Source organism: Microcoleus sp. AT8-A3 (genome assembly GCF_036705675.1).
In the GTDB taxonomy this organism is placed as follows: Bacteria; Cyanobacteriota; Cyanobacteriia; order Cyanobacteriales; family Microcoleaceae; genus Microcoleus.
On record NZ_JAUBVD010000057.1, the window covers coordinates 1 to 12106 of the forward strand.

9 protein-coding genes and 1 tRNA gene are annotated in these 12106 nt (G+C 45.8%); 4 read left to right on the forward strand and 6 right to left on the reverse strand.

Annotation, left to right across the window (positions count from 1 at the left end; genetic code table 11):
• The coding region (locus QUB51_RS24585) for a photosystem II q(b) protein (RefSeq protein WP_333393099.1) at positions 1 to 773 on the reverse strand (773 nt) is incomplete at its 3' end.
• A 361-nt stretch (positions 774 to 1134) separates the two neighbouring features.
• Between QUB51_RS24585 and cofG the strand changes: the two genes are divergently transcribed.
• Complete coding sequence (gene cofG / locus QUB51_RS24590; protein ID WP_333054088.1) at positions 1135 to 2088, forward strand: 7,8-didemethyl-8-hydroxy-5-deazariboflavin synthase subunit CofG; 954 nt, start codon at positions 1135 to 1137, stop codon at positions 2086 to 2088.
• Between the two features lie 156 nt (positions 2089 to 2244).
• On the opposite strand, the gene QUB51_RS24595 is transcribed toward cofG, so the two are convergent.
• From QUB51_RS24595 to cpdA, 3 genes are all read right to left on the reverse strand, one after another.
• The gene (locus QUB51_RS24595; protein ID WP_333054087.1) at positions 2245 to 3021 is read right to left on the reverse strand and encodes an SDR family NAD(P)-dependent oxidoreductase; all 777 of its coding nucleotides are present in this window, start codon (positions 3019 to 3021) and stop codon (positions 2245 to 2247) included.
• Between the two features lie 205 nt (positions 3022 to 3226).
• Positions 3227 to 4705: an alpha-amylase gene (locus tag QUB51_RS24600; protein WP_333262707.1), complete on the reverse strand. Its 1479-nt coding sequence runs from the start codon at positions 4703 to 4705 to the stop codon at positions 3227 to 3229.
• A gap of 191 nt (positions 4706 to 4896) precedes the next feature.
• Entirely contained in the window at positions 4897 to 5676 is a 780-nt protein-coding gene (gene cpdA / locus QUB51_RS24605; protein ID WP_333054085.1) for a 3',5'-cyclic-AMP phosphodiesterase, read from the reverse strand.
• A 176-nt stretch (positions 5677 to 5852) separates the two neighbouring features.
• Between cpdA and QUB51_RS24610 the strand changes: the two genes are divergently transcribed.
• A tRNA-Cys gene (locus QUB51_RS24610) sits at positions 5853 to 5923 on the forward strand.
• Between the two features lie 232 nt (positions 5924 to 6155).
• Here the strand turns inward: QUB51_RS24610 and priA are convergent.
• Together priA and QUB51_RS24620 are read right to left on the reverse strand one after the other, a co-directional pair.
• On the reverse strand, positions 6156 to 8717 hold the full coding sequence (priA, locus tag QUB51_RS24615; protein WP_333262710.1) for a primosomal protein N': 2562 nt from the start codon (positions 8715 to 8717) through the stop codon (positions 6156 to 6158).
• A 79-nt stretch (positions 8718 to 8796) separates the two neighbouring features.
• Positions 8797 to 9867 (reverse strand): ATP-binding protein, encoded by a 1071-nt coding sequence (locus tag QUB51_RS24620; RefSeq protein ID WP_333054083.1) that lies wholly within the window; start codon positions 9865 to 9867, stop codon positions 8797 to 8799.
• A gap of 459 nt (positions 9868 to 10326) precedes the next feature.
• Here QUB51_RS24620 and QUB51_RS24625 point away from each other — a divergent pair, with 459 nt between their 5' ends.
• Positions 10327 to 10596 (forward strand): hypothetical protein, encoded by a 270-nt coding sequence (locus QUB51_RS24625; RefSeq protein WP_333212769.1) that lies wholly within the window; start codon positions 10327 to 10329, stop codon positions 10594 to 10596.
• Positions 10586 to 11530, forward strand: coding sequence for a fused MFS/spermidine synthase (locus QUB51_RS24630; RefSeq protein ID WP_333054082.1), 945 nt, complete (start codon positions 10586 to 10588; stop codon positions 11528 to 11530). The genes QUB51_RS24625 and QUB51_RS24630 overlap by 11 nt, the downstream gene beginning before the upstream one ends.
• The last annotated feature ends 576 nt before the right edge of the window (positions 11531 to 12106 follow it).

The window sequence follows — 12106 nt, forward strand, 5'->3', positions numbered from 1 at the left end:
AAACGACCGAAGTAGCCGTGGGCTGCAACGATGTTGTAGGTTTCTTCTTCTTGACCGAATTTGTAACCGTAGTTTTGAGATTCGGTTTCGGTTGTTTCACGAACCAAAGAGGAAGTAACGAGAGAACCGTGCATGGCGGAGAACAAAGAACCACCGAAGACACCAGCAACTCCCAACATGTGGAAGGGGTGCATCAGGATGTTGTGCTCTGCTTGGAACACGATCATGAAGTTGAATGTACCGGAGATACCCAAGGGCATACCGTCAGAGAACGAACCTTGTCCGATCGGGTAGATCAAGAATACTGCGGTTGCTGCTGCAACAGGTGCAGAGTAAGCGACGCAGATCCAAGGACGCATACCTAAGCGGTAGGACAATTCCCATTCACGACCCATGTAGCAGAAAACGCCAATGAGGAAGTGGAAAATTACCAATTGGTAAGGGCCGCCGTTGTACAACCACTCGTCTAAGGAAGCTGCTTCCCAGATTGGGTAGAAGTGCAAGCCGATCGCGTTAGATGAAGGAACAACAGCACCTGTGATGATGTTGTTACCGTACATCAAGGAACCTGCTACTGGTTCGCGGATGCCGTCGATGTCCACTGGAGGAGCAGCGATGAAGGCGATGATGTAGCAAATGGTGGCGCTGAGCAAGGTAGGAATCATCAAGACTCCGAACCAACCTACATAAATGCGGTTGTCGGTGCTTGTGACCCACTCACAAAAGCGTTCCCAGACGTTGGCGCTTTCGCGCTGCTGTAAGGTTGTTGTCATTTGTTTATGATTGCTTTATTTGGTTTTCAATGTTCGTGACGGCTTTGTGTTCCGCCATGTAAATAAACATAAAGCTTTTATTTCAGTTTGTAAAGGCCTTTTAAGAACAGTTTTTATTATGAGTGTCATAAGCTGCGCTGATAATAAGCCAGAATGCTTGCTGTATGGGGTTTTAAAAAGCAGAGTGCGGAATTTTGGGACGATCGCCCACCAATGAAGAATACTCATAATCTACCGGGGCCACGAGATTTGGGACGGGGGCAGTGTTAAGATAGATGAAGGGTTGCGATCGCCAACCGCAAAACTCGCACTGCACAGATATATGTTGTTGCGTAAGTCCGATCGATAAAAATCCCAAGGAATGTCTCGCACCGTCACCTACAGCCCTGCTTATACCCTCGTTCCCACTTACGAGTGTTTTAACCGCTGCACCTATTGCAATTTTCGGGCAGAACCCCTGCAAAGTCCTTGGCTAACACTCGCAGAAGCCGAAAAACAGCTCAACTTGCTGCAAACTCAAGGTGTAATTGAAATTCTCATCCTCAGTGGCGAGGTACATCCTCACAGTCAACGCCGAAAAGCTTGGTTGCAGCGGATTTACGATTTGTGCGAACTGGCACTTGCTCTGGGATTTTTGCCGCATACTAATGTGGGGCCGCTCAGCTTTGAGGAGATGGCACACTTAAAAGAGGTAAATGTATCGATGGGGCTGATGCTAGAACAGCTTACCCCACATTTGTTACAAACGGTTCACAGGCACGCACCGAGTAAAGTGCCGGCGCTGCGGCTGCAACAGTTAGAATGGGCTGGGGAATTAAAGATTCCGTTTACAACTGGTTTGCTGCTGGGAATTGGGGAAAGTAAGGCAGATTGGATTGAGACGCTGGAGGCGATCGCCCGGATTCATTCGCGATACAATCACATTCAAGAAGTTATCCTCCAGCCACACAGTCCCGGAAATCAACAAAGTTGGGACGGTGAAGTTTTTGATGCTACAAAAATGCCCGAAGTAATTGCGATCGCCCGCAGCATTTTACCTGATGAAATTGCCCTACAAATTCCGCCCAATTTAGTTGCACAACCAGACATATTGCTGGCTTGTTTAGAAGCAGGTGCTAGAGATTTAGGAGGAATCGGGCCGCGGGATGAAGTTAATCCCGATTATCCTCACCTGCAACACCAAACTTTAACAGAAATTTTAGCAGCAGCAGGATGGCAACTCGTAAAGCGTTTGCCTGTTTATCCTCAGTACGATAATTGGTTGCCCCAGACATTGCAAACGGCTGTTAAACAAAGGAGAGTCAATCGATTTTAGATTTTAGATTTTAGATTTTAGATTGAAAAATTGAGCCGCGTGATAAATCCGGGGGCTTGTGACCAAATTGCTTGATAGTCAGTCAATCGATTTTAGATTTTCGATTGAAGATGGGTAATTGGTAGGAAGATTCTTTAAATTGCTGCTATAGAGATTTTAAATCAAAGAACCGCCGCCATCAATCCACACTTCAGTACCTGTGATAAAGCTGGAGGAATGTGATACCAGAAATAACACTAATTGGGCGACTTCTTCGGTAGAACCTGCCGTATTATCCGTCAAAGGAATCATGTCTTGAATGGAATCAGGCGCGACTGGAATGCGATCGAGATGGCGCTTAACGGTGCTTTCTTCAATGGCAGTTAGCACCCCGCCCGGACAGATCACATTGACTCGGATTTGGCAGGCTGCGAGTTCTAGCGCCAGCATTTTTGCAAAGGCTACTTGAGCAGCTTTTGAACAAGCGTAGGCCGTGGCACCAACTTTCCTGAAGCTTCTGGTACCATTAATCGATGATGTAATTACAATTGAACCTCCTTGTTTTTTCAGATGAGGAACAGCATACTTAACAGCCAAAAATGTTCCTCTGAGGTTGGTGTTAATTGTCCTATCCCACTCATCGGGTTCTATCTCCTCTATCGGCGACCATACACCGTTAATACCCGCATTTGCAAACAAAATATCAATTCTTTGATATTCATCAAAAATTGTTTGAAACGCTTTTTGCATTTGCCCAGAATCTCCAACATCTGCGGCAATAGCCAGCCCGCAGCCTCCTTCATTGACCAACTGGCGGAGGGTTTCTTCCCCCGTGTCTAAAATCCGATCGATAATAGCAACTTTTGCTCCTTCCTTAGCCATTAAAATTGCTGCTGCACGACCAATTCCCGACCCACCGCCGGTAATAACGGCAACTTTTTCTGAAAGCTTCATAATTCTTTATATAAATATTTTTTTTTGCGCGATCGCATAGCATAAAGATAATAGTCGATAGAGGACTAAACTCCTAACTACAAAAAAGTTTTGGTGAGCAAAATCATGAAAGTAAAAAGTGGTTTAATTTACTAATTATAGCGGTAAGGTGTGCAGTGCACACCCTACTTTAGGCAGAGGAGTAGGTCAGTTTTTAACGCAGTTCTTACGGCTGTGGCACCCAGACCGAAACAGAACCGGCGTTACACCGAAAATCAGCCCAACCATCGTCATTAGTTGTGATTGGTTCTTGGATGTGTTCGGTGATGTCAATATAAGTTCGATTCGGCTGTCCGACTTCCATAAACTTAGTGCCATCGCCTCCGTTACTGAGTACGACAGCCATGCCACCCGGATGTTCTTCATCTCCGAGTCGCGTCCAGCCAATAGTGTTGGCGTGGTCGAAGTAATCGTACTGATTGCCGTAGGAATAGGTTTGGCGCGCTAACAAGAATTTATCGAGAATAAACTGATGTTTGTCTAACCAAATCTCGTATTCATTGCCATCATTTGCTGTATCTTTATAGTTAGCGCCGTAATAGTCCGGGTAAAAAATGCACGGATATCCTTCGCGCCGCAGCAGAATTAAAGCGTAGGCAAGGGGTTTAAACCAAGCCTCGACAACTGATTCTAGGGATTGTAAGGGTTGGGAATCATGGTTGTCAACCAAGGTAACGGCGAGGGCGGGTTGCTGTTGGACGAGAGTGTTATCAAAAATTGTTCGCAAATCGTAGCTATTGCCGGCTTTGCTAGCAGCGTGGAAGTTGTAGTGGAGGGGTGCGTCAAATAAGGAGACTTTACCGTCCGTTGCTTCTAGGAAGTAGTGCAAAGCTTCCACTTCGTAAGACCAATATTCGCCGACTGCAAATAAGTCGCGTTGGGCATAGTTACGAACGTGTTCCAACCATTCTTGGAAAAATTCTGCTTTAACGTGTTTGACGGCATCAAAGCGAAAGCCGTCAACGTTTGTTGTATCGACATACCACTCACCCCAGTATTTTAACTCCCCGCTGACTTCTGGGTGATCCATATCTAAATCGCAACCCATGAGGTAGTCAAAGTTGCCTTTTTCTAAGTCTACTCCTCGATCGAATTCTTTGCCTTTTAGCAGGTAAACGGCATGGGTTTCTGTGTTGTAAACGTTGTAATCAATGGCGTCAAAATGCCACCAATGCCACTCCATGCTGGAATATTTTTTATCGCGACCTGGAAAAGTAAAATGCGTCCAAGCTTTGATTTTTTGATATTCGCCTACGGTGTCATTCCGGTTGTCGGGATTGAAGGGTGTGGCTTCGGCTTCTTCTTCTGCATCGGCACCTAATTTGTGGTTGAAGACAACATCGGCATAAATCCGAATTCCAGCATCTTGTGCAGCTTTAATCGCGGCCAAATACTCATCTTTTGTGCCGTATTTCGTGCGTACCGACCCTTTTTGGTCGAACTCGCCTAAATCGAATAAGTCGTAGACGCCGTAACCCACATCCATGCCGCCGCCAGTTCCTTTATAGGCTGGTGGCAACCAAAGGGATGTAACGCCGATTTTGGCTAAATCTTTTGCAGATTTCGCTAGCTGATTCCACAGGCTGCCATCGTCGGGGCTGTACCAGTGGAAATACTGCATCATGACGCCATTTAGTTCAGACATATATTTAGTTTTTCCTGTTTTGTCAAATTGCGATCGACATTTATGTTCGTAGCTCGCTAGTTTACGTATGTCTGCAATCTATGGTTAATAAATATCATAAAAGATGGGGCTGGTAAAAAAAATCTATCTGTTGATGTATTGACAAGATAATGTAAATTTGATACTAATAATTTTAGGCAGACTAAAAAATATTAAGTTAGTGGCGATTGGGCAGCAACTCGCTCAACTCTGGTGTTCCAAGTACCGTCGATCGCCAATTCAAGCAATCTAAATCCCGGCGGGATTTTGTCAACTATAATCGGATGGCTTTTGGGTAAAAGTTGGAGGCAGGTGCTGGGTGTCCCCAAGTAGGTAACTGATCCCCGCTGTTGTTGAAATTCTTGGTGAATGTGGCCGCAAAGAACGATTTTGATTTGAGGATATCGATCGACAATTGCGAAAAATTCATCGGCATTGTGCAGCATCATTCCATCCATGATTTCACAGTCGATCGGCAAAGGATGATGGTGCAAGGCAATGATAACAGGTCGATCGCCGGTTTGTTGCAGTTGAGAGTCTAGCCAATTCAAGCTTTCTGGGGAAAGCCGCCCGCCGTCGCATCCGGCTTCCACACTCGAAAGCAATAGAAATTGCCAGTTTCCTAGCATCCATGATTTTTCTGGGGAAAGGGGCGACTGATTTAAGATTTCTGCCATGACTGGGATGTTGTCGTGGTTTCCAGGTATCCAGTAGGCGGGAATTCCGAGGGGGGCGATGAGGGAGACGAGGCGCTGGTAGGATTCGGGTGTTTCGTCTTGCGACAAGTCGCCTGTGAGTAGGAGTAAGTCGGGCGGCGGCTGTATCTGTTGCAAGCGATCGAGAACTGCTTCGAGGGTGCGGGTTGTTGAGATGCCTTTCCAAGTACGATCGAGCTCTGCAAACAAGTGAGTGTCGGTGATTTGGGCGACGAGTAGGGGAGATACTGGTGTCATGGCTGGTGTTGCGGGCAATCGATGTAGTTATAGAATAGCCTCGGATGGGTTTTGGGGGTGTGGGAAAAAAGGCCGATTCCCTACGGGAAAGCTTCGCTTCACGAAATTTTTGACAAATATGTTGAAATAATAGAGATTTGGTGTACTATAAGAAAACGTCAATTTTCAGACGTAACGGCGGCATAGCCAAGTGGTAAGGCAGAGGTCTGCAAAACCTCCACCCCCAGTTCAAATCTGGGTGCCGCCTTTTTTAATTTGTGTGAAATGTGGCTAAGATGCCGTTTGGGCGATCGAGAAGTCTAATATACAAAAACCAGCGGGAGCATCTCACCTTTGCAGCCCTCCGCTAGAAATTGGAGTTTTGAGGCAGGAGTTTTGAGGCAGGAGGCAGAAGGAAAGAGGAAGAAGGAAGGAGCCAGAAGAAGTATTTTTACAAATATGAGATGCTCCCAAACCAGCCCCCACCCAACCAATAACCCTCAACCAAAATTCAACGGATCGACATCAATAATTAAACTAACAGAACGCGGCGTGCGATCGCGCAACCCGATCAAATCCGACAAATCCACCGACTCATCCAAAGGCAACTTCAGCAAAATCTGCCACCGATAGCGATTTGCCACCCGCATAATCGCCGCAGGTGCAGGCCCCAACAACTCACATCCCGGTACAGACAATCGCTGAATATACTCCTGACAAACAGACGCCAATTGTACCGCCGTCACCGCAACTTCCGCCGCATCTACACTGCTCAACCGCAACAAAATCAGCCGCCCCGAAGGTGGATAATTCAGCGCCGCTCTTTCTGCTAATTCTGTTTCCACAAAACCCGCATATTCGTGCCGCCTAACTGCTTGAATAACCCGGTGTTCGGGAGTGTAAGTTTGAATAATTACCCGCCCCGGATCGTCGCCTCTGCCCGCACGGCCCGCGACTTGAGTTAATGTTTGAAAAGCTCGTTCGCTGGCCCGATAATCTGATAAGTTCAGCAACCCATCAGCAGACACAACTCCCACCAATGTTACTCCCGCTAAATCTAACCCTTTCGTCAGCATTTGCGTACCCAACAAAATGTCAGCTTCCCCGTTAGCAAATTGCGTTAACAATCTGCGGTGGTCGCCCTTATTTTTAGTCGTATCGCTGTCAAACCGAATTGCCCGCAATTCTGGAAACAATCTCGTTAATTCCTGTTCGACTCGCTGAGTGCCACTACCAAAGTTTTTGAAGTAAGGAGAACTGCATTCCGGGCAATTTTGGGGGTGTCGTTCGGTGTGATTGCAGTAGTGACACCGCAACACTTCTGCTGTTCCTTCGCCGACGTGGTGATAAGACAGGGAAACATCGCAATTCGGGCATTCCATCACATAGCCGCAACTCCGACAAGAGACAAAGGTACTGTGTCCTCTTCTGTGAATAAACAGGATACCTTGCTGTTGTCTTGCTTGCAATTGTTCCAGCCCGTTTTGCAGGGAAGCGCTGAAAATTGAGCGGTTTCCTTGCCGCAATTCTTGGCGCATATCGACTATTTCCACAGGCGGCATCGGGCGGGAATAAATGCGATCGGGCAATGATAAATAATGGATATTTGGTAACGAGTAATAATCTCGGCGCGTCCCGACAAAAGTCTCTAATGCTGGCGTTGCAGAACCTAAAATTAAGGGACAATTTTCTAATTCGGCGCGCCATTTGGCAACGGTGCGGGCGTGGTAGCAGGGGGCTGGTTGGTCTTGTTTGAAGCTGCTGTCGTGTTCTTCATCGAGGATAATTAAGCCGAGGTGAGGTAAAGGTGCGAAAATGGCCGATCGCGTGCCGATGACAATTTGCGGGGTTCCAGTCAGCATCTGACGCCATGTATCGTAACGTTCGCCGTCGGATAGGGCGCTGTGGTAAACGCAAATTTGCTCGCCAAAACGGGCGCGGAATCTGTCTGTAAGTTGCGGTGTCAAACCGATTTCGGGAACGAGTACGAGGGCGGATTTGCCGCTGGCTAAGATTGGGGCGATCGCCTGCAAATACACTTCGGTTTTCCCGGAACCTGTAACGCCGTGCAGCAGCACTTGACGGAATCCCGAAAAAGAGTTAATAAACGCTAAAGCTTCAGCTTGAAAATGAGTTAAAGTCTTCGGTGCATCGGGCAATTGAGAAATTCCGCGATCGCCCCTGAGCACTTCCCTTTGGTCAATTACAACGCTACCTTTTTGTTCCAAATTTTTGACAACAGAAGAACTCGCGCTGCAAATTCTCAATAAATCGTTCAGCCACATTTCACCGCCGCCGCGCCGCAAAACTTCCAATACTTCTTGTTGGCGCTTGGTTAAATCTGTGACAAATGCACTAGCAATTAATGTCACTGCCGGTTTGAGTTGTGGTTTGGGAGGATTGGGAGGTTCTAAATAACTTTCTACCCAACCGCGTTTCAATAAATCTTTCAATCCTCGATAACTTCCCTTGACTTGTCGCTGGAGGTATTGCCAAGTGTAATCGCGGTTTTTTTGAGCTTGCAGCAACTGCAAAATTTGACTGGCGGCGGGATTGAGAAATGTTTCGGCATTCGGAGAAATTGCGTCCTTAATTAAGCGAATTCGGCGCACGGAACGGCTTAACAAACCGGGCGGCAGTGAGGCTCTAATTACTTGAATTAAAGGTGTGCAATAATAGGTGGCAGTGCGATCGAGCAATTCCCAGTAAGTCGGTGGGAAAAAACCCGCACTGACAACATCTTCGACATCTTTAACCCTTGTGGGATCTAAGTCGCGTGGCAGTTGAGAAATGAACCGAATCGCGATCGCACCTACCTGTTGACTGCCAAAGGGTACACTCAAGATATCCCCTGGTTGCACGGTAAGTTCCGCAGGTAAACGATAGGTAAATAACTTATTTTCCTCCCCAGGCGAATCCCCCGCAACCCTGTAAGGAGAGTCCACCAATACCTCGATCCACTCTGCTTGCACGGTGGGGCGCTGGGGCGGTTCGCTGCTGCCGTAGGATGCCCCGGCTTCTGCCGCTATAGGGGTTGACAAACCAAAAGTGACAGTAGACATAGGGTTGCACATCAAACTAGGAGGAGCCGCGGTCAAAGGGAGTTTTCATTATCCCTCAGTTTAGCTCGATCGATCGATCTTAGCTGCGGGAATTGGCGATCGGAATCTCGATCGCCAATTCAGTCCCTTCTCCAATTGCGGAGATGCACTCTAACCTCCCGCCGTGTTTGTCCACAACAATCTGATAGCTAATTGACAATCCCAAACCCGTCCCGTGCCCAACTGGTTTGGTGGTAAAAAACGGATCGAAAATTTTCGCTTTTACAGATTCCTTCATTCCCAGACCATTATCTTTGATGCTAATTCTTGCCCAATTATCTGCAATAATAGAAGTAGTAATTGTCATCTGGACAGGGTTAGCTTCGAGCTCGTCTAGTGAAGATTTTTGTTCTCGCTCCCGCAGGGCATCAACAGCATTATTAATGATGTTCATAAACACCTGATTTAATTGCCCAGCATAACACTCCACCTTGGGCAAATCTCCATAACTTTTAATAAATTTTATAGCCGAATGACCTGGTTGTTCTTTGGTTAAATGTTGCAATATCAACAAAGTGCTGTCAATGCCTTCGTGAATGTTAACTGGTTTTTTTTCAGCTTCATCTACCCGCGCAAAGTTGCGTAAAGTCAACACAATCTCGCGGATGCGCTCGGAGCCAAGTTTCATTGACGAAAGAGTTTTCAACAAATCTTCGCGCAGAAAGTCGATGTCAATTTTTTCTAGAAATTCTTCAATCTCTGCATCTGTTTCGGGATAACGATCCTGGTACATTGCGAGCAATTTTAAAATGTCGGCTGCGTAGTCATTGACATAGGTAATATTGCCGTAGATGAAGTTAACGGGATTATTGATTTCGTGGGCAATACCAGCTACCAAAATGCCTAAAGCCGACATTTTTTCTGCTTCAATTAATTTGAGCTGCATGGTTTGCTGGTTATTCAGAGCTGTTTCGAGTGTAGATATTCTTGCTTTTAACTTTTTTTCGGAATCTCTAAAATCCTCAGTTAGTATTTTTAGCAAAGATTCTTTTTTTTTATTAAGGGCTTCTGATTGGCTGCGTTCAGTTTCCGAATTTTCTAGTTGTTTACGCAAAATTAGATTTTCATTTTCCAGCTTTTTGATTCTTTTTTCCCAGTCGGTTGGTTCCATAGGCTATTGTTTTGAAAATAAAAATAGTGTACGCTGTAGCGCATTTAAATTGTATATTCAGGGCGGGCGGAACGCCAAACCCTACTCCCCACAAAATTTTATTTTTACAAAAAATTTAAATACTGCCACAGATTAAGAGCGTTTTTATTAGAGAATTTAGTTGTCACCTTTACTTAGTTATAAAGTCGTCGCACATAGACTCTGCATTATTATCAAAAAAAATCAATATTTTATGGGTTTGGGTGGATTTAAAAATTTTATCTAAGATACATTCAAAATGTCAACATATTAATAAAAAATCGGGTTAAAACCGATCGCTACTTTTATTCTCCGCTCTCGCATTTGCGGGGTTTTCATCCGATTATTGATAAATAAGCAGGCCGATCGCAAACTTATCAAGGCGGGCCCAGTGCGAAAAATTGCCCGGTTCAGACAACCTTTGTACAAAACCCGTGGGCAATGCAAAGGGGAAATATTAAATGTGAGCGATCTCGACCGGGGGCGACGGGAAAAGTGATCTCGACTGGGTGGGCGATCGCCCACAAGCAATCTCAAGTACCAAGGCGCTTCCGAGTTCCCAGAACGCAATCACACTATACCATTGCTGAAAAATCTCAATTTAATGTGTCGATCGTACTCACACACCCGCACCATTGTGTGATAAGAACTACTACTTGTGACAACATCGACACAGCAGTTTATATTTGGAGAGTAATTGATGTCAGGTAGCGAAGTTCGTGCAGACTTTTGGATGAGCGAGTACATTACCCCCTGGGATATTTACGTTCACGGCATCATCGCGGTGCTCGCTTACAAGAAAACAGCCTATCAAGAAATGTACGTGGTTCAGACCGGTACCTACGGCAAAGGCTTAGTTTTGGACGGCAAATGGCAATCTTGTACTGGCGACGAGTTTCTGTACCACGAACCCCTGGTACACCCAGCCATGATTTGTCACGGTTCACCCAAAAAAGTCCTAGTTCTCGGCGGCGGAGAAGGAGCTACAATTAGAGAAGTGCTGCGCTGGAAAACAGTTGAAAAAGTCGTGATGATCGACATTGACGGCGAAGTAGTAGAAGCTTGCCGCGAACACCTGCCCGAAATGCACCAAAACGCCTTTGATGACCCCCGCTGCGAAGTAGTAATCGGCGATGCTTTGGACTATTTAGATAAAACTGACAATGATTGGGATATTGTCATTTCTGACTTGTCCGATCCCATTGAAGAAGGCCCATCTTTCCAGTTGTTTACCAAAGAGTATTTTGAGAAAGTTCGCAGCGTAATGTCACCTAACGGATATTTCGTAGTGCAAGCGGGCCCCGTTTCTCCGGCAGAAATGAAAATGCACGCTCGCATTGTAAATACCCTGAAATCTGTTTTCTCCAACGTTCAATCCTGCACCAGCTTTATTTCTACTTATGGAGCTCCTTGGGGTTTTGCCGTAGCTTCTAATCAAGAAATAAATACGCGACCAGATCCAGAAGTTACTGACAAATTACTCGCCGAGAAAACCACCGGCGGGTTGCGGATGTTCGACGGAATTACACTGTTGGGGTTGATGCAAGTTCCCGGTCACTTACGGCAGGTAATCGCCGCTGAAACCGAAGTTTACACTATGGCAGCACCGCCTAAGTTTTTCGGGAAAGGCTCTGTCAGTCAGTGAAGTTAAATTGAAATCGAGGTTAAGTTCCTGTAGGGGCGGGTTCACCAACAATAATTGCCAAAAACCGACAATCTCAAAAACCCGCCCCCACCCAACTAATAGCCTGTATCAACCTTTATTTATAAAATACGGGAATAATGCAGATTGAGTTGGGGGGGGCGGGTTTATTTAGATCGTGAATTACAGTCAGAGATTTGTGGTGAACCCGCCCCTACGATACAAATCAAATTATTTCCTATTTTATTTATAAAATACGGGAATAATGCAGATTGAGATTTACCGTTGGGTGGGGGCGGGTTTATTTAGATTATGAATTACCGTCAGAGATTTGTGGTGAACCCGCCCCTACGATACAAATCAAATTATTTCCTATTTTATTTATAAAATACGGGAATAATGCAGATTGAGATTTACCGTTGGGTGGGGGCGGGTTTATTTAGATCGTGAATTACAGTCAGAGATTTGTGGTGAACCCGCCCCTACGATACAAATCAAATTATTTCCTATTTTATTTATAAAATACGGGAATAATGCAGATTGAGATTTACCGTTGGGTGGGGGCGGGTTTATTTAGAT

Bases quoted from the DNA above. Each gene is read 5' to 3' on its own strand.
- cofG (WP_333054088.1), top strand. From the start codon at position 1,135: ATGTCTCGCACCGTCACCTACAGCCCTGCTTATACCCTCGTTCCCACT.
- QUB51_RS24595 (WP_333054087.1), bottom strand. From the start codon at position 3,021: ATGAAGCTTTCAGAAAAAGTTGCCGTTATTACCGGCGGTGGGTCGGGA.
- QUB51_RS24600 (WP_333262707.1), bottom strand. From the start codon at position 4,705: ATGTCTGAACTAAATGGCGTCATGATGCAGTATTTCCACTGGTACAGC.
- cpdA (WP_333054085.1), bottom strand. From the start codon at position 5,676: ATGACACCAGTATCTCCCCTACTCGTCGCCCAAATCACCGACACTCAC.
- priA (WP_333262710.1), bottom strand. From the start codon at position 8,717: ATGTCTACTGTCACTTTTGGTTTGTCAACCCCTATAGCGGCAGAAGCC.
- QUB51_RS24620 (WP_333054083.1), bottom strand. From the start codon at position 9,867: ATGGAACCAACCGACTGGGAAAAAAGAATCAAAAAGCTGGAAAATGAA.
- QUB51_RS24625 (WP_333212769.1), top strand. From the start codon at position 10,327: ATGCAAAGGGGAAATATTAAATGTGAGCGATCTCGACCGGGGGCGACG.
- QUB51_RS24630 (WP_333054082.1), top strand. From the start codon at position 10,586: ATGTCAGGTAGCGAAGTTCGTGCAGACTTTTGGATGAGCGAGTACATT.